General features: G+C 63.4%; 20 protein-coding genes. 9 read left to right on the forward strand and 11 right to left on the reverse strand.

What is annotated here, in order from left to right; translation table 11 throughout:
• Positions 1-63: 63 nt before the first annotated feature.
• Positions 64-1,692, reverse strand: coding sequence for a fatty-acid--CoA ligase (locus tag GWG67_RS23585; protein ID WP_275171747.1), 1,629 nt, complete (start codon positions 1,690-1,692; stop codon positions 64-66).
• Between the two features lie 65 nt (positions 1,693-1,757).
• Here GWG67_RS23585 and GWG67_RS23590 point away from each other — a divergent pair, with 65 nt between their 5' ends.
• The gene (locus GWG67_RS23590) at positions 1,758-2,900 is read left to right on the forward strand and encodes an extensin family protein (RefSeq protein WP_275171748.1); all 1,143 of its coding nucleotides are present in this window, start codon (positions 1,758-1,760) and stop codon (positions 2,898-2,900) included.
• 37 nt (positions 2,901-2,937) lie between these two features.
• Here GWG67_RS23590 and GWG67_RS23595 read toward each other — a convergent pair whose 3' ends face one another.
• The gene (locus GWG67_RS23595; RefSeq protein ID WP_275171749.1) at positions 2,938-3,624 is read right to left on the reverse strand and encodes a L,D-transpeptidase; all 687 of its coding nucleotides are present in this window, start codon (positions 3,622-3,624) and stop codon (positions 2,938-2,940) included.
• A 337-nt stretch (positions 3,625-3,961) separates the two neighbouring features.
• Between GWG67_RS23595 and GWG67_RS23600 the strand changes: the two genes are divergently transcribed.
• Together GWG67_RS23600 and GWG67_RS23605 are read left to right on the forward strand one after the other, a co-directional pair.
• Positions 3,962-4,939 (forward strand): magnesium transporter CorA family protein, encoded by a 978-nt coding sequence (locus GWG67_RS23600; RefSeq protein WP_275171750.1) that lies wholly within the window; start codon positions 3,962-3,964, stop codon positions 4,937-4,939.
• A 186-nt stretch (positions 4,940-5,125) separates the two neighbouring features.
• A complete protein-coding gene (locus GWG67_RS23605; protein ID WP_106942821.1) occupies positions 5,126-5,344 on the forward strand; it encodes a hypothetical protein in 219 nt (72 codons plus the stop codon).
• A 122-nt stretch (positions 5,345-5,466) separates the two neighbouring features.
• Here the strand turns inward: GWG67_RS23605 and GWG67_RS23610 are convergent, their stop codons facing one another.
• Complete coding sequence (locus tag GWG67_RS23610; protein ID WP_007607375.1) at positions 5,467-6,219, reverse strand: SDR family NAD(P)-dependent oxidoreductase; 753 nt, start codon at positions 6,217-6,219, stop codon at positions 5,467-5,469.
• A 97-nt stretch (positions 6,220-6,316) separates the two neighbouring features.
• Positions 6,317-6,958, reverse strand: a complete 642-nt coding sequence (gene pdxH, locus GWG67_RS23615; RefSeq protein WP_275171751.1) for a pyridoxamine 5'-phosphate oxidase — start codon at positions 6,956-6,958, stop codon at positions 6,317-6,319.
• 113 nt (positions 6,959-7,071) lie between these two features.
• Between pdxH and GWG67_RS23620 the strand changes: the two genes are divergently transcribed.
• Both GWG67_RS23620 and GWG67_RS23625 read left to right on the forward strand, forming a co-directional pair.
• On the forward strand, positions 7,072-7,473 hold the full coding sequence (locus tag GWG67_RS23620; RefSeq protein ID WP_275171752.1) for an RT0821/Lpp0805 family surface protein: 402 nt from the start codon (positions 7,072-7,074) through the stop codon (positions 7,471-7,473).
• Between the two features lie 109 nt (positions 7,474-7,582).
• A complete protein-coding gene (locus GWG67_RS23625) occupies positions 7,583-8,545 on the forward strand; it encodes a J domain-containing protein (protein WP_275171753.1) in 963 nt (320 codons plus the stop codon).
• A 411-nt stretch (positions 8,546-8,956) separates the two neighbouring features.
• Here the strand turns inward: GWG67_RS23625 and GWG67_RS23630 are convergent, their stop codons facing one another.
• Both GWG67_RS23630 and GWG67_RS23635 read right to left on the reverse strand, forming a co-directional pair.
• Complete coding sequence (locus tag GWG67_RS23630; RefSeq protein WP_275171754.1) at positions 8,957-9,727, reverse strand: anti-sigma factor; 771 nt, start codon at positions 9,725-9,727, stop codon at positions 8,957-8,959.
• 106 nt (positions 9,728-9,833) lie between these two features.
• Complete coding sequence (locus GWG67_RS23635) at positions 9,834-10,322, reverse strand: sigma-70 family RNA polymerase sigma factor (RefSeq protein ID WP_007594679.1); 489 nt, start codon at positions 10,320-10,322, stop codon at positions 9,834-9,836.
• 173 nt (positions 10,323-10,495) lie between these two features.
• Here GWG67_RS23635 and fabI point away from each other — a divergent pair, with 173 nt between their 5' ends.
• From fabI to GWG67_RS23655, 4 genes are all read left to right on the forward strand, one after another.
• A complete protein-coding gene (fabI, locus tag GWG67_RS23640; RefSeq protein ID WP_275171755.1) occupies positions 10,496-11,311 on the forward strand; it encodes an enoyl-ACP reductase FabI in 816 nt (271 codons plus the stop codon).
• A gap of 14 nt (positions 11,312-11,325) precedes the next feature.
• Entirely contained in the window at positions 11,326-11,925 is a 600-nt protein-coding gene (locus tag GWG67_RS23645; protein WP_275171756.1) for a histidine phosphatase family protein, read from the forward strand.
• 168 nt (positions 11,926-12,093) lie between these two features.
• Positions 12,094-13,182, forward strand: a complete 1,089-nt coding sequence (gene aroC, locus GWG67_RS23650; RefSeq protein WP_275171814.1) for a chorismate synthase — start codon at positions 12,094-12,096, stop codon at positions 13,180-13,182.
• 80 nt (positions 13,183-13,262) lie between these two features.
• On the forward strand, positions 13,263-14,453 hold the full coding sequence (locus GWG67_RS23655; protein ID WP_275171757.1) for an adenylate/guanylate cyclase domain-containing protein: 1,191 nt from the start codon (positions 13,263-13,265) through the stop codon (positions 14,451-14,453).
• 44 nt (positions 14,454-14,497) lie between these two features.
• On the opposite strand, the gene GWG67_RS23660 is transcribed toward GWG67_RS23655, so the two are convergent.
• The 5 genes from GWG67_RS23660 to GWG67_RS23680 form a co-directional block, all read right to left on the reverse strand.
• Positions 14,498-15,667 carry a sensor histidine kinase gene (locus tag GWG67_RS23660; protein ID WP_275171758.1) on the reverse strand — a complete coding sequence of 390 codons (1,170 nt, stop codon included), beginning with the start codon at positions 15,665-15,667 and terminating at the stop codon, positions 14,498-14,500.
• A gap of 61 nt (positions 15,668-15,728) precedes the next feature.
• The gene (locus tag GWG67_RS23665) at positions 15,729-15,980 is read right to left on the reverse strand and encodes a hypothetical protein (protein WP_275171759.1); all 252 of its coding nucleotides are present in this window, start codon (positions 15,978-15,980) and stop codon (positions 15,729-15,731) included.
• A 178-nt stretch (positions 15,981-16,158) separates the two neighbouring features.
• On the reverse strand, positions 16,159-16,353 hold the full coding sequence (locus GWG67_RS23670) for a hypothetical protein (protein ID WP_275171760.1): 195 nt from the start codon (positions 16,351-16,353) through the stop codon (positions 16,159-16,161).
• A gap of 179 nt (positions 16,354-16,532) precedes the next feature.
• On the reverse strand, positions 16,533-16,838 hold the full coding sequence (clpS, locus tag GWG67_RS23675; protein ID WP_275171761.1) for an ATP-dependent Clp protease adapter ClpS: 306 nt from the start codon (positions 16,836-16,838) through the stop codon (positions 16,533-16,535).
• A gap of 43 nt (positions 16,839-16,881) precedes the next feature.
• On the reverse strand, positions 16,882-17,223 hold the full coding sequence (locus tag GWG67_RS23680) for a DUF190 domain-containing protein (RefSeq protein WP_275171762.1): 342 nt from the start codon (positions 17,221-17,223) through the stop codon (positions 16,882-16,884).
• Position 17,224: the final 1 nt, after the last annotated feature.

Genomic DNA, 17,224 nt, shown 5'->3' on the forward strand with positions numbered 1-17,224 from the left:
GCCTGTCATTCCGGGCTCGATGCCGTTGGCATCGCCCGGAATGACGGTGTTTGGTTTGGCCGCCTACGCCGCCGCGTTCGGGAAGCGGTATTCCTTGAACTGGTCGCGCAGCGCGGTCTTCAGGATCTTGCCCGTCGCCGTGTGGGGGATCCCGTCGACGAAGGCAACGTCGTCGGGCATCCACCATTTGGCGATCTTGCCGTCCATGAACTTCAGGATGTCCTCGCGGCTGGCCTGCTGGCCCTGCTTCAGCTGCACGATCAGCAGCGGACGCTCGTCCCATTTGGGATGGAATACGCCGATCACGGCGGCTTCCGCCACGGCCGGATGGCCGACTGCGAGGTTTTCCAGCTCGATCGAGGAGATCCATTCGCCGCCGGACTTGATCACGTCCTTGGAGCGGTCGGTGATCCGCATGTAGCCGGCCTCGTCGATGGTCGCGACGTCGCCGGTGTCGAAGAAGCCGTCCTCGTCGAGGATGTCAGTGTCGACCCGGTAATAGGCCTTGGCGACGGCCGGGCCGGCGACCTTGAGGCGACCGAAGGTCGTGCCGTCCCACGGCAGTTCCTTGCCGGCATCGTCGGTGATCTTCATCTCGACGGCGAACGGCGCGTAGCCCTGCATCTGCAGCACGTCGAGCCGCGCCTCGCCGGTCGCGTTCTGGAACGGCGGCTTCAGCGCCGCGACGCTGCCGATCGGGCTCATCTCGGTCATGCCCCAGGCGTGGCGGACGTTCGAGCCTATGTCGAGGAAGGCCTTGATCATCGAACGCGGCATCGCCGAGCCGCCGCAGATCACCATCTTCAGGTCCGGCAGCTTCAGATTGTTGGCGGTCATGTGCTGGAGCAGCATCAGCCACACCGTGGGCACGCCGGCGGTATGTGTCACCCTCTCGGTCGAGAGCAGCTCATAGACCGAGGCGCCGTCGAGCTTGGCGCCGGGCATGACGAGCTTGGTGCCCTGCGAGGGTGCCGAGAAGGCGATGCCCCAGCTGTTGGCGTGGAAGAGCGGCACCACGGGAAGCATGGTCTCGGAGGCGCTGGTACCGAGCGCGTCGACATTGTTGGCCATCAGCGCGTGCAGCACGTTGGAGCGATGCGAATACAGCACCCCTTTAGGATCGCCGGTGGTGCCTGACGTGTAGCACATCGCGGCCGCCGTGTTCTCGTCAAAGTCCTTCCATTTAAACTTGCCGTCGGCCTCCGCAATCCAGTCCTCGTAGGCGACCACGTTCTTCAGCGTCGTCTGCGGCATGTGCGCCTTGTCGGTGAGCACGACGTAGCGTTCTACGCTTGTCAGCTTGTCGGCGATCTTCTCCAGGACCGGAATGAATGTGATGTCGGTCATCACGATGCGGTCCTGGGCATGGTTGATGATCCAGGCGATCTGCTCGGGGAAAAGGCGGGGATTGACGGTATGGCAGATGGCGCCGATCCCCATGATGCCGTACCAGACCTCGAGATGGCGCCAGGTGTTCCAGGCGATCGTTGCGACACGGTCGCCGAGCTTGATGCCGTCGCGCTCCAGCATCTGCGAGACCTTGAGCGCGCGCTTGTGGATATCGGCATAGGTGGTGCGATGGATCGGTCCCTCGACCGAGCGCGTCACGACCTCCTGCTTGCCATGAATCCTGGCGGCGTGTTCGATGATCCGGTGGCAGAGCAGGGGCCAGTCTTGCATCAAACCAAGCATTCCGTCGTTCCTCCGAGAAGCCGCTGGGCGGATTGTCGCTCTCAGCGTTGGGCCAAAGAATTGTCATGAGTTTTAGCCTGCCCGCCTTTCGCCGCAAATGGTCTTGTCGCGGCTATATGTCCGTCGGCGCGGCAATGGTTACCGTCACGCTCGGGCTCGCGGATCGGGCAGAGGCGCGCAAATATGGGTCCCCACTCGATATCTTTGGTATTGCTGCACCACGGCCCCACGCGACGGTTCATTCTGCCAAGATATCTGGCAAGGTCCCGCTCCCAAGGTCTCGCCCCGAGGAGGCCCCCAAGGCGTCGGACGATGCTCCTGCGGAGACCGGCGGCAAGCCTTCCGCGGAAATGCCTTCTCCCGGCAAACCTGCTCCCGACAAGCCTTCCGCGGACAAACCTGGCGCCAACAAGCCCGCCGAGGCTGCGCCGCCGCCCGAGAAGCAGGCCTCGGCGTGCCGCCTCGCGCTGACCGAGGAGATCGCTATCGCGCCCTCGATCCCGGATATCCGGGGGCCTGGCGCCTGTGGCGGTGAGGATCTGGTGCGGCTCGAAGCCATCGTGCTGCCGGACAAGCGCAAGGTGGCGGTCAAGCCGGCGGCGATCCTCCGCTGCACCATGGCGTCCGCCATCGCCGATTGGGTGCGCAAGGACGTGGTGCCGCTGGCCGCGAGCCTCGGCTCGACCATCAGCGATCTCGACAATTTCGACAGCTTCGAGTGCCGCGGCCGCAACCGCGTTGTCGGCGCCATGCTGTCCGAGCACGGCAAGGCCAACGCGATCGATGTCCGCGCCATCAAGCTCGCCAACGGGCAGTCGATCGGCCTGACCGATCGCACCATGCCCCGCGAGGTGCGGGAACGCGTGCTGCATTCGGTCTGCTCGCGCTTTTCGACAGTGCTCGGCCCCGGCTCGGATTGGTACCACGAGGACCATATCCATCTCGACCTGGCGCAGCGGCGCAACGACTACCGGATCTGCCAGTGGAACGTCTGGGATCCCCTGCCGCAGGTTGCCCCGCTGCTGCCGGCGGAACGGCCCGAGGAGGCGCCGCCGCGTGAGGTCGCGGCCAAACCTGAAGCGAAGCCCGAGACCAAGCAAGGAGTTGATGACGAGGCGGCGGAGAAATCTCCTGCCTCTGCGCGCAAGCCGGCGGCCGACGGCAACAAAACCCAGGCGCACAAGCCGGCAACAAAAAAGCGCCGGTGAAACCGGCGCTTTTGAGTATCTGAGATCAGGAACCTGATCAGTAGCTGCCCGCCTGGCCAGTCTGGCTGCCGCCGAGCGCAAGCCGTGAATTGTAGGGCGAATCACCGTGCTTGGGCTCGAGCACCACAACGAGGGTGCCGACCTTGACGCGGTCATAGAGATCGATCGCGTCCTCGTTGGTCAGGCGGATGCAGCCCGACGAAATCGAGGCGCCGATATATTCCGGCTGATTGGTGCCGTGAATGCGGAACAAGGTGTCCTTGCCGCCGGAGTAGAGATACATCGCGCGCGAGCCCATCGGATTGTCCGGGCCGGGTGCGACATAGGTCGGTACGCCCAGGCGCGAAATCTCGCCGGGGGTGGGGTGCCAGGCCGGCCACTCGGTCTTGCTGCCCACCTTGGCGATGCCCGACCAGGCCATGGCCTCTTCGCCAACCGTGATGCCGTAGCGGATCGCCTTGCCGCCATCCAGCACGTAATAGAGATAGTGGTTGTCGGAATCGACCACGATCGAGCCCGGCGTTTCCTTGCGGTGGTAATCGACAATAGCGCGGCGGAAAGGCTCTGCGACCGCAGTCTTCTCGTACCTGACCTTGGCGAGGAGTTCCTTGTCCTTCGGCTTGAAGGCCTTGGTGTCGGTCGCTTCAAAATGCGTGGCTTGCATGCAGCCCGACAGCATCAGGCCAGCGGCCAAAATACCCAGCGTAACTTTCAGCGACGACATGATTTGGTTCCAATCGACAACAACAAGCTTTCGTGGGGCTTGAGCAAGCCCAATTCCACGATTCCGATGGCTCCATTATCGTTGAAATCTGCCACAATTCCAGCCTTACGAAGCTTCTCCCGCGCTGCAAAACCTTACCTGTGGCTTTTCTGCCGCAAGTTTTGCGGGCCAGCGGCGGTTTCTGGACAAAACGGGGGTATGTGTCGATTCTCTGCCACAGTTGGGCCATGGCGCCGCCACAAATGCAAACGCTCCGTTAATGTGCTCGTCATCATCAACTTGTCAGAATCGCGCTAAGGGCTGTCCGTTCTGTCGCAAGCCCTTGCTGGAGTAGTGCATGTTTTCTGTGTTCGTTCCCTCCGAGTCCTCCCTCAAGAAGGCCATCGTCGAGGATCTTGCGGCAGTGCCGGAGCATGCGGTCTGGATCGACCTGGTCAACCCGACCGCGGCCGAGGACAAAGCCGTCGAGAAGCTGTCGGGGATCGCGATCCCGACCCGGGAGGACATGCAGGAGATCGAGATCTCCAGCCGTCTCTATATGGAGAACGGCGCGCGCTACATGACGGCAACGCTGATGTGCCACTCCGATACCGATATGCCCCGGACCACGGCGGTGACCTTCATTCTCGGCGACCACCGCCTGGTAACGGTGCGCTATGATCAGCCCAAGCCCTTTGCGCTGGTCGAGGCCAAGCTGGCCCGTTCCTGCACGCCGGCCATCACCGGCGAGATGGTGCTGATGGAACTGCTCGATGCCGTGATCGACCGCTGCGCCGACATCCTGGAGCGCTGCGGCGCCGAGATCGACCAGGTCTCGCATGACATCTTCGAGCCGGAGAGCGAGCGCCACGGTCACGCCAAGCAATATTCCCAAATCCTGATCTCGATCGGCCGCAAGGGCGATCTGACCTCCAAGGTTCGCGAGAGCCTGGTCTCGATCGGCCGCGTCGTCGCCTTCCTCTCGGCGGTGGTGGAGGGCGTGAAATGGTCGAAGGACATGCGCGAGCAGCTCAAGACCATGCAGCGCGACGTCGTCTCGCTGACCGATCATGCCTCCTATCTCTCCAGCAAGATCACCTTCGTACTCGACGCCATGCTCGGCGTCGTCAATCTCGAGCAGAACAACATCATCAAGCTGTTTTCGGTCATGGCGGTCGTCCTGATGCCGCCGACGCTGATCGCCTCGATCTACGGCATGAATTTCAAAGCGATGCCGGAACTCGAATGGGCGCACGGCTATCCGTACGCGCTGGTCCTGATGCTGATCGCGGCGATCGTTCCGTACTGGATCTTCAAGTGGAAGAAGTGGCTGTAATAGCTACCGAGACCTTACGCGGGACCCAGAGACACGGTGTCTGGTGTTGCAGAATAGAGCGGGATTGCGGCCGCACGGCGATGTGTGCTCGCCGCCCCAATTCCTCCGGTAAAATTTGAGCGGTGGGCTGAACGTTTGCGCGAAACTTGTCTGCGATAAGGAGCAGGTTAGCCGCGAGGAACAGCCATGGTTGAAAAACACATAACGACGCCCCCCAACGTCATCGATCTGGCGAGTTATCGCCACGTCGTGACGAGCGGCAAGGCGTCGTCGATGTCGGCACGCATGTGCCGGCACTGTGGTGCTCCGCTGCTCGACGGCGAGAACGACGACGATTGCTCGACTGCAATCAGCACGGCTGCTCCGCAGCCACGCGAGAGGTCACGTCGGATTCGACTCGATTGAGGAACGGAAGCTAAGGGCGATCCAGGTCTTGCGGCGGCGTTGTCTGGATCGCCTTGCTTCCCCGGCGTTGTTTCCAACATCTCATTGCAAGGAGCGCTTGCGCTCGCAATGACCGAGGTAGCCTACACGTGCTGGCCGCCGTTGATGTGGATCTCGGCGCCGTTGACGTAGGACGAGGTGTCCGTACACAGCACGTAGATGATTTTGGCAACTTCGTCGGGTGTGCCGAGCCGGTGCATCGGGATCTGCTGGTCGACGATCTTCTCGGTGCCCGGCGACAGGATCGAGGTGTCGATCTCGCCCGGCGCGATCGCGTTGACGCGCACGCCGACGCGGCCGAAGTCGGACGCCATCTCGCGCGTCAAGGATGCCAGCGCGGCCTTCGAGGTGGCATAGGCCGCGCCCGCGAAGGGATGCACGCGCGAGCCCGCGATCGAGGTGACGTTCACGACAGAGCCCTTGGCCGTCTTCAGTTCCTCGATCAGCCCGCGCGCCATCATGATTGGCGCGAAGAAGTTGACGTTGAACACGTGCGTCCAGGTGTCGAGGTCGGTGTCGATCGAGCCGAGCCTGGAGCCGCCGGCGCCCTTCGGTGAGATCGCGGCGTTGTTGACCAGCGCGTGCAGCATGCCGCCTTCGAGACGGTCGCGGATGTCGGAGATCGCGCGGGTGGTATCGGCGGGGGTGGCGAGGTCGACCTGGATATGGTCCTCAGGGCCCGCATCCCACGGACAATCCTCCGGGAACGGATGTCGCGAGCAGGTGATCACGCGCCAGCCGGCCGAGGAAAATCGGATGACGGTGGCATGCCCGATGCCGCGACTCGCCCCGGTCAGGAGCAGCGTGCGGCGCGGCGCGTTGGAAGGCTGCGGCATGAAGGTCTTTCAGGCTGGAGCATGATCCGGACCCGGAGGGCCGCGTTAGCGCAAAGCGTGCAGCGGCTTTCCGAAAGGATCATGCTCGAACAAAATACTAAGGATACATCCGCGTCTTGGACCATTTCTGGCCGGCCGCGTCACGGCGAAATTCGATGCGGTCGTGCAGGCGGAATGGGCGGTCGTGCCAGAACTCGATACGCGACGGCGTGATACGCCAGCCGCTCCAGCCCGGCGGACGCGGCACCTCGCCGATGATGTGCTTGGCGGCAACCTTGGCGATCGCCTGCTCGAAGGCGAAGCGGCTCTCGAGCTCTTGCGACTGCTTGCTCGCCCAGGCGCCGATCTGCGCCTGCTTTGGCCGGGTCGCGAAATAGGCGTCGGCCTCGGCCTCGGTCACCGGCGTCACGTTGCCGCGGATGCGGACCTGACGTCGCAGCGACTTCCAGTGAAAAAGTAACGCCGCCTTAGGATTTGCGGCGAGTTCGCGGCCCTTCTGGCTGGCGACGTGGCTGTAGAAGACGAAACCATCGGTATCGAAGCCCTTCATCAGCACCATGCGCACGTCCGGCAGGCCATCGGGATCGACGGTTGCGAGCGCCATGGCGTTCGGATCGTTCGGCTCGCTCTTGATGGCTTCGTTCAGCCAGGCCTCGAACAGCGCAAACGGCTCGTCGGCGGCAGTGAAATCACCGGATGTTAAGGGTGTCTGGTGTTTCATCGAGGTCGTGTCGGTCATGTCTGGGGTCCGAGTTGCGTTCTGCGGTCCAAAACGCGCTGTTGTCTGCTACCGCCCTATATAGGGTATGGGGACGCGTTGGCCTATCGGCGATCCGGCCGTCCGGCTTCGTCATGACGATCATTCTGATCGGGCTCGGCACCGGCGGCTGCAGCTTTTCCCGCAATGACAAGAGTGCCTACGCCAAGGCCGAGGACAGCGACCTCACCGGCTCGATCGCAATGCCGGCCAGGGCACCGACCGAGACCGATCTCGCCTTCGCCCGCAACGCCGCCTCCGACGTCCTCAGCAAGAACGACAAGGATTCCAGCCAGCATTGGGAGAATCCGGACACCGGGGCGCGCGGTTCGGTCACGCCGATCGCGCAATCCTATGCCGCCGAGGACGGCCGCAAGTGCCGCGACTTCCTGGCGAGCTACGTCAACGGCAGCACCGAAAGCTGGCTCCAGGGCGCCGGCTGCCAAAGCAGCCGTGGCAGTTGGGAGATTCATACGCTAAAGCCGTGGCGGAGCTAGGAATCGCTTCACCAGGCTAGTTGCAAAAATACCACTCGCCCCCCACATGAGGCTCAAGTGGGGCGGGGAGCCCTTTGAACAATTCGATTTCTTGAAGGAGACGTGACGGATGCGCGACCCCTATGAGGTCTTGGGGGTGCCGCGGAGCGCCAACGCTGCCGCGATCAAGAGCGCCTATCGCAAGCTTGCCAAGAAGCACCATCCCGACAGCAACAAGAACGACCCGAAGGCGGCCGAGCGCTTCGCCGAGCTCAATACGGCCAACGAGATCCTCGGCGACGAGGACAAGCGCAAGCAATTCGACCGCGGCGAGATCGACGCCGACGGCAAGCCGCGCTTCCAGGGCTTTCCGGGCGGCGGCGGGCCGCGCGGTCGCGCGGGTCCCGGCGGGTTCGAAAGCTATACGTTCCGCGGTGGCGGCGCGGGCCCTGGTCCGGGCGGCGGCGCGTTCGAGGACATCCTCAACAGCATGTTCGGCGGTGCGCAGCGTCCGCGCCCCGGAGCTGGCGGCGGTGCCCAGTTCGAATTCGACACCGGCGGGATCGGGCTCGATCTCGACGTCAATGTCGCCATGACCGTCTCGCTGGAGGAGGCGGTCAAGGGCGGCGAGAAGCGCGTCCGGCTGCCGAATGGCAAGGAACTCAACGTCAAGATTCCGGCCGGAGTCACCGAGGGCCAGCAGATCCGGTTGCGGGGACAGGGCGAGAGCGCGCAGGGCCATCCGCCCGGCGATCTCCTGATCACGATCGGCATCGCGCCGCATCCGTTCTTCAAGATCGAAGGCGCCGATCTCAGGATCGACCTGCCGGTCACGCTTTATGAGGCGGTGCTTGGCGGCAAGGTCCGCGTGCCCACCCTCGGCAATGCCGTGGAGCTTTCGGTCCCGCAGAACACCTCCAGTGGCCGGACCTTCCGCCTCAAGGGCAAAGGATTGCCAAAAGCTGGCGGAACCGGGGATCTCTTCGTCACCATCAGGATTATGCTACCGGACGGGAACGACGCCGAGCTTGAAGCATTGATGGAGAAGTGGCGGGACCAGCACCCCTACAATCCACGTAGTGGGCTTGGTTGACGCGTGATCCGGAAAAGTGCGTAGCGGTTTTCCGAAACGATCATGCACGAACAAGAGCTAAAGCGCGACTGATCGCGCTTTAGGGCGAGATCGGTAGCTGAAGGGGTTCTCCTAAAAGACTGAGAGCGTCGTCCATGGAGATGATGCTCATCATATGCCCGAGGCGTGGTAGCCCTTCTTGGCTCACGTGCTCGACATGTCGGCTGTCCGGCGGGGCAGCCGATAAAAAGGTGCGGCCTCGAGAGGGGGACCAGCGCGGTACCAAAAACCCCAATCGAGGCCGCCCGCGTCGATCGGCGGATCGAACGCTGCTCATTTTCGCGTGATCATCCGGTGCGATAATGAGACGCGCCGATGTCTTCATTCCAAATTTTCAATGTCGGAATCGAGGCACCGCGGTTGCGTGGTTGTCTAGGTGCCGTTTTTCTCTGCCTGGTCGTACACCGCCTGCGCCACTTTGGTCAGCCGGTCGCGGTCGCCGCCACCGCTGACGACGTAGCCGACGTTTCGCTCCGACCAGAACAGCGCCCCATCCTTGTCCGTTCTGGCGTAGCGCATCTGCGTCGCGCCGTTCTCGGTCTTGGCGGTGTAGATCGTGTATCGCTCGCCCGAGGCGCCCTCATACATCAGGAACGACGCCGGCCCGTTCGGCCCCGGCAAAAGGCGGCCACCGACGAGCTTCAGTCCACTCGCCTCCAGGTTCGGTGCAAACACGGTCCAGCCGCAGCGTCTGGTCAGCCAGGCCTGGAGGTGGTCGCGCTCGTTGCCGCCGACCTCGACCGGATGGCGAACCTCGACGACATAGAGGCGGTGGGCGTCGAGCGCGTCAGTCGTAAAGCTCTGGAAGGTCGAGGGCGCGTTGGCGGCACCATGCGCCAGCCAGCCGGCGGAGCCGCCGGCAACGAAGGCCACCAGCACGGCCGCGGCGGCCCCATAGAGCCAGTGCCGCGGGCGGCGCTCCAGCCGCTCGAGCTCCAGCCGCGCCGGCACCGGCTCCTGGGCGACGGAATCGTAGCGGGCGTGCAGCATCTCGGCCATGGCGCGCCAGGACTGCACGCGCTCGCCATCCTCAGGCTGCGCGGCAAGCCAGGCCTCGACGTCGGCGCGGCGCTCGGCCGGCAGCTCGCCGTCGACATAGGCGTGCAGTTCGTCCTCGGTCACTGGAATCTTGCGGTCGTTCATATCGATCGTCTCTGGCTCTGCGGCCCAAAATGTTCTTCGTGGTTCAACTGCGCCGCTCCCCACGCCATGCAGGAGAGACGACCGGCGCGATGCATTAATCCTGCCATCATTTCACCCGCCTGAGCGCCGGGCGCTCACCCTCCAGCGAGGCTTTAACGTGGGCGCGGGCGCGTGCCAGGCGCGACATCACGGTGCCGATCGGCACGCCCTGGATGTCGGCGACCTCGCGGTAGCTCATGCCCTCCAGCATGACCAGGAGCAGCACCGAGCGTTGCTCCTCGACGAGCGTCGCCAGCGCCCTCTCGATATCGCGCCCTTCGGCTTCGGTCCCGCTGGCATCGGGATTGTTCTCCGTCAGCTGCATGAATTGCGGGCGCCGTGCCAGCGAACGCCGCCGGTTCTTGTTGAGGTTGGTCAGGATCGTATAGAGCCAGCTCCTGACGTCGCCCCCGAGGAAGAGGCGCTCCGAACGCAGCGCCCGCACCAGCGTATCCTGCACCAGATCGTCGGCCGCATCCGCCTCGCGCGTGAGCGCACGGGCGTAGCGGCGCAACGCCGGGATCATGGCTTCAACACTCTGGCGAAACGCACTCATTGCGATCTTGACGTCCTGATGTTCGGCGCGAGCGCCACAACGATCATAACACCCGAGCGGAACGGCTATTCCGGCGCTTGAAACAGCGTTAACGCCGCGTATTAGGACTGTACCGCAACGGAGGGCTGGTGTACCTCCAAACCTCACCGGGAGCTCGACGGGACGTTAGCAAAATGGCGCAGAATTCAGGTCTGATGCAGGGCAAGCGGGGCGTGGTCCTCGGCGTTGCCAACAACCGCTCGATCGCCTGGGGCATTGCCAAGGCATGCCACGCAGCCGGTGCCGAGCTCGCCTTCACCTATCAGGGCGATGCGCTGAAGAAGCGCGTCGAGCCGCTCGCCGCTGAGATCGGCGGGCTCGTGCTCGGCCATTGCGATGTCACCGATGCCGCGACCATCGATGCGGCCTTCACGGTGCTGAAGGAGAAGTGGGGCAAGATCGATTTTCTGGTGCATGCGATCGCCTATGGCGAGCAGCTCGACGGGCGCTACGTTGACACCACGCAGGAGAATTTTTCGAAGTCCCTGCTGATCTCCTGCTATTCGTTCACGGCCGTGGCGCAGCGCGCCGAGAAGCTGATGACCGACGGTGGCTCGCTCATCACGCTCAGCTATTACGGCGCCGAGAAGTGGATGCCGCATTACAACGTCATGGGCGTCGCGAAAGCGGCGCTCGAAGCGAGCGTGCGTTATCTCGCCGCCGATCTCGGTGAGAAGAACATCCGCGTCAACGCGATCTCCGCGGGGCCGATCAAGACCCTCGCGGCGTCCGGCATCGGCGATTTCAGATATATCCTGAAGTGGAACGAGGCCAACGCACCGCTGCGGCGCAACGTCTCCACGGAAGACGTCGGCGGCAGCGCGCTGTATTTCCTTTCCGACCTCTCGCGCGGCGTCACCGGCGAGGTGCACCACGTCGATTCCGGATATCACGTGCTCGGCATGAAGCGCCCGGACGCGCCTGACATTTCGTTCGGCGGGAAGGACTAACTTTTCAACCAGCAATGCCCGTGCCCACGATCTATTATCTGCGCCACGGCGAGACCGAGTGGAATGCGCTCGGCAGGCTTCAGGGCATCAAGGACATTCCGCTGAACGCGCGCGGTCGCGATCAGGCCGTGCAGGCCGGCGGCATTCTCGCCGATCTATTCAAGCGCGAGGGCCGCGACAAGGCTGCATTAGCTTACGTCTCGAGTCCGCTTGGCCGCGCGCGAGAGACCATGGAACTGGCTCGGAGCAAGCTCGAACTGCCGATTGCAGACTATGCGCTCGACGACCGCCTGCGTGAGATCGGTTACGGCGTCTGGGAGGGGCTGACGCTGGCCGAGAGCGAGGCCTCCGATCCCGACATCTACGCCCGGCGCCTCGCCGACAAATGGACGGTCGGCCCCGCGGGCGGGGAGACCTACGCCGATGTGCAGGTCCGCGTGCGCGCCTGGTACGACCAGCTCCGGACCGACACCGTTGCGGTCGCCCATGGTGGGACCTGCCGGGCTCTGATGGTTTCACTTGGCCTGGAGACGCCGGCGAGCGCCGCCGAACTCTATATCGAGCAGGGCGCCGTCTACGTGTTCCGCGACGGGCGGCTGGAGAAGTTCAGTTAAGCAGTTGTCATTCCGGGCGCCCGAAGGGCGAACCCGGAATCTCGAGATTCCGGGTTCGATGCTTTGCATCGCCCCGGAATGACGGAACTAGGGTTGAACCCAATGCTCCTCGGCGCTACGACTTGACCAACGTCCGTGCAAAACGTCAACGCCAAGCGGCAGTTCGCGATGTCCTTCAACACCTTCGGCCACATGTTCCGCGTCACGACCTTCGGCGAGAGCCATGGGGTGGCGATCGGCTGCGTGGTCGACGGCTGCCCGCCCATGATCCCGCTCGTCGAGGCCGACATTCAGGGTGATCTTGATCGCCGCCGGCCCGGCCAGTCGCGCTTCACGACCCAGCGTCAGGAGCCGGACCAGGTCAAGATCCTCTCCGGCGTGATGGCGCATCCGGAGACCGGCGTACAGGTGACGACGGGCACGCCGATCGGGCTCCTGATCGAGAACACCGACCAGCGCTCGAAGGACTATTCCGAGATCAAGTACAAGTTTCGCCCTGGCCATGCCGACTTCACCTATGAAGCGAAGTACGGCCTGCGCGACTATCGCGGCGGCGGCCGCTCCTCGGCGCGCGAGACCGCGACGCGCGTTGCCGCCGGCGCGATCGCGCGAAAAGTATTGCCCGACGTGAAGGTGCGCGGCGCGCTGGTGCAGATCGGGCCGCACAAGATCGACCGCGCGAAGTGGGACTGGGACGAGATCGCGAACAATCCGTTCTTCTGTCCCGACAAGGACAAGGCCGCGTTCTTCGAGACCTATCTCGACGGCATCCGCAAGAGCGGCTCCTCGATCGGCGCGGTGATCGAGGTCGTCGCCGAAGGTGTGCCGGCCGGCCTTGGCGCGCCGATCTACGCCAAGCTCGACGCCGAGCTCGCCTCCGCAATGATGAGCATCAATGCGGTGAAGGGCGTCGAGATCGGCGCCGGCTTCGGCGCGGCCGAACTCACCGGCGAAGAGAACGCCGACGAGATGCGCACCGGCAATGACGGCACGCGTTTTCTGTCCAACCACGCCGGCGGCGTGCTGGGCGGTATCTCCACGGGACAGCCGGTGGTGGTGCGTTTCGCGGTCAAGCCGACCTCGTCGATCCTGCAGCCGCGCCTCACCGTCGATCGCAACGGCGCCGACACCGAGATCATGACCAAGGGCCGCCACGATCCCTGCGTCGGCATCCGCGCCGTCCCCGTCGGCGAAGCCATGATGGCTTGTGTGTTGGCCGATCATTTCCTGCGCGATCGCGGTCAGGTCGGGCGCTAGCGTTGCGCGAGGCGCTTGTATCGCGCCACTAGCCCACCGCGCAGCTTGACGATCCCACAACTTCGTCCGCAAATGCCGACATGGAAAGCTCCGAGCTCCAACGTATCACCAGCTGGCTGATCGACGGCGCCTGGTCGTCGAAGGCCCCGGCCGAGATGACGGCGGAAGCCTGCGAACGGATGGTCGCAGCCGGTCTGCCGCTATGGCGGTTCGGCATCTTCATCCGCACGCTGCATCCCGAAATTTTCGGTCGCAACTTCATCTGGCGGGAGGGCGAGGAGGTCGAGATCGGCACGGTCGATTTCGCGATCCTGGAGACGCCGGAATTCGCCAGAAGTCCGCTGCGGGTCGTGTTCGAGCAGGGACTTGAGGTGCGGGGACGCATGGACGATCCCGGCAGCAAGCATTTCCCTTTTTTCGACGATATGCGTGCCGAAGGCGTAACCGACTACGTCGCGACGCCAATGCAGTTTCTCGACGGCTCGGTCCACGCGACGAGCTGGACCACGCGCCATCCAGGCGGCTTCACCGATGAACACATCGCGGCGATTCACGCCATCGTCAAACCGCTCGCGCGCATCACCGAGATCATCAGCCTGCGCCGCACTGCCGAGATGCTGCTGGACACCTATGTCGGCAATCGCGCGGGCGCGCGCATCCTTGGTGGTCAGATCCGCCGCGGCCACAACGACACCATGCAGGCTGCGATCTGGCTCTCCGATCTGCGCGGCTTCACCGCACTGTCGGACCGGCTGCCGGCCGAGACCGTGGTCGAGATCCTCAACCATTATTTCGACTGCCAGGTCGCGGCGATCCGCGGCCATGGCGGCGAGGTGCTGAAATTCATGGGCGACGGCCTGCTCGCGGTATTCCCGATCGACGAATATGTCGGCGATGCCGCCCATGTCTGCACGCGGGTGCTGGAGGCGGCGCGCGAATCCCGCGCCAGCGTCGAGGCGCTCGCGTATCCTGTCGGCGACGTCGTCGAGCGCTTCCGCTTCGGCGTGGCGCTCCACGTCGGCAACATCCTCTACGGCAATATCGGCGGCGGCAACCGCCTGGATTTCACCTGCATCGGCCCCGCCGTGAACCTTGCCGCCAGGCTCGAAAAGATCACGGGTCGCATGGGGCGGACCGTCGTCGCCTCGGAAGGCTTCGCCAATGTCTGCCAGCACGACTGGCACGAACTCGGCGAATTCCCGATCGCGGGATTTTCCAAGGCGCAGCGCGTGTACGGGCTGGCGGAGGAGACGCCGGTGGTGATGGCCTGAGGTCGTCCTCGGAGGTCTGCCGCCGCCAAGCCAGTAAGCAGAATTCAGGCGTTCGACGCCATCACCGACTTCAGCGGTACATCCAGCTGATAGACAAATCCGGACGGTTCGTAGGCCAGCCGCACCTGTCCGTTCAGTTGCTGGCCGAGCGACTCGATCATCCGGGTGCCGTAGCTCCGTCGTGTTGGCGGCGCCACCGCAGGGCCGCCGCTTTCGCTCCACTTCAGGCGCAGCCTTTGCTCGATCTCGTCCACCGTCCATGCGATCTCAACATGCCCGGAGGAACTGGACAGCGCGCCGAACTTCGTGGTGTTGGTGCAGAGCTCGTTGAACGTCATGGCGAGCGCTATCACGGCACCGGACGTGATCCGGAGATCCGGCCCATTGAAATGGAATCGTCGGCCCCCCTGACTGTCAAAGGGATCGGTGGCGCCGCTCAGGGTATGAGTGAGGCTCGCATTTGACCAGCTGACCTGTATCAACAGGTCGTGGGCACGCCCCAACGCCAGCAAGCGGCCATCCATGGCTTTTTGGCCTTGCTCGAGATTGATTGCGGCCCGGAAGCTCTGGGCTGCGATTGCGCTCACCGTCGCAAGCGTATTCTTGATGCGGTGATGCAGCTCTCCGAGGATCAGCTTTTGCAACTTGTCGGCCGCCTCGCGCTCGTGGGCTTCGATGCCGGCTTGAGCGAGCAGGACCTTGGCGTCGGTGTCGGCCTGTTCCAGCAAAAGGCGCAGATTGTCGTTCTCCGCTACCAGAACCGATTCCTGTGGCGATCGAGCACCCTCAGGGTTTTCCCCGGGATCCGTCGTTGTGGTCGGGAGGATTTTTAGCGCGCCCGCTCCGATCATCGTTTGTAACTGCGAGATCATTTCGTCGACGGCGAGCGGCTTGCGAAAGAAGCGGCTGTCCGCCGGCGTTTCGTTTTCAGACGGCTTTACCTGACCGGAGACGAGCACGATCTTGATGGCAGGCCAGCGATCGTGCACCGCGTGGGCCAGCTTCAGGCCGTCCATGGTCCCGGGCATCTGTATGTCGCTGAACAGAAGCGAGATGTCCGACCGCGACTCGAGGATTGCGATGGCTTCGTCGGCGTTGACGGCCTGCACAGGGCAGAAGCCTGCATCCTCCACGATATCGACTGCGCGCATGCGCAGGATCATCTCGTCTTCGACGACGAGAACATTCGGCAAGGAGGTTGGAGGTGTTGACATCTGTGCACGACACTTTCCTGGATCATCCGACAAGCCCGGTCGGCGCTTTGCGATTGTTGGTCTAGCGGCGCGCCGTCACCAAACGAGCTTCATGAATCCTGACATCGGATTCACCTCGGCGTAGACACGATGCTTCGAAGTCCGGCCAGACCTGGCCTACGCAATTCCTGGCCACCGGATGGCTCGCCAGCCGGTCCGCCTTCGCCAAAGCAACGGTCTCGCGCGCTTTTACTTGCGGAGCAAAACCGGGCAACACCATTGCGGACACTCCGAGGAGCGCGAACATCGCGAACGCGATAAGAGATTTCATCATTTGGGGCTGCTTTGGCTGTTGACCGCCCCACCTCATTGGGGACGCTGTTACAACAACCAAAATGAAATATAGTTCATTTCATACAACTTATATTTGAGGCGTGATTTGAAGGCGGACGCCGCCCATAGCCCGGATCATCACTCGACGTGAAGAGGCCGCCGACCAGGTTGGCTTGCCGCTACCTCGGTGTTTTGGAGCCAGGCAGGCTTATCCAGTCATGAATGTGCGAGGCCGTTTCGCTCAATCGCGCCGCTTTGAGCAGCGCTTCTCGCTGAACACCGGGCGGGGCAATCTCTGCGCGACGGCGAGCCTCGGCCGCCAATTGGGCAAGGCGATTGCTCAGCGGGATATTTCTTTTGGTGGTGTCTTGCACGGGACGCTCCGCATTGGGCGGGAGCGCAAAGACTCTCTCAGTCACCGATGGATGCCGTGACGGGCCGGTGATGGCTCACCATGCGCCTGTTGACCGCCAATAGATACACTATTCGGAAGAGCAGTTTCGGCGCCGAAATCGAAAGAGGGCGCCAAAGCACCAAAGCCTGACCGGTGCCACTATTCCTCCGGCTCCGTGGTGAACAGCAGTGGATAGCCCTTGGTGCGGCCGGCGTCGGTGGCGCGGGTGGCCTTGGTCTCTGCGACGTCCTTGGTGAACACCGCGACCACGCAGGCGCCGAGCTTGTGGGCGGTGATCATCACCTTGTAGGCCTGATCCTCGGTCATGCGGAACTCGGCCTTGAGGATCATCGTGACGAATTCGCGGGGCGTAAAGTCGTCGTTGATCAGGATGACTTTATGCAGCTTCGGCCGCTCGACCTTGGTCTTCGTCCTGGTTTTGGGTTTGGTAACGGTATCGTTCATTCCGCCTCCCGGATATGGCGGGCTCCGGTTCCTGCCGGCGCGCTCAGCGCGCGGCCTTCTCACCATATTGCAGGACCTGCACCTTCTCCAAGGTGATCAGGCCGCTCGACATCATGCCATCCAGGATGGGCAGGAATGCATGGATGTTGTCCTCGCTGTCGACGATCTCGATCAGCAGCGGCAGGTCTTCCGAGAGCCGCAGAATCTTCGAAGTGTGCAGCCGGCTCGACTTGCCGAAGCCCATGGGGCCGCGCAGCACGGTGGCGCCGGCCAGATGCCGCTCGCGCGCCGTCATCACGATCGCTTCATAGAGCGGCTTGCCGTCGAAATGGTCGTTCTCGCCAATGAAGATCCGGAGCGAAACTGCCTGGTTGGGGATTTGCATG

The sequence above is a fragment of the Bradyrhizobium sp. CSS354 genome (assembly GCF_029051725.1).
Classification (GTDB): domain Bacteria; phylum Pseudomonadota; class Alphaproteobacteria; order Rhizobiales; family Xanthobacteraceae; genus Bradyrhizobium.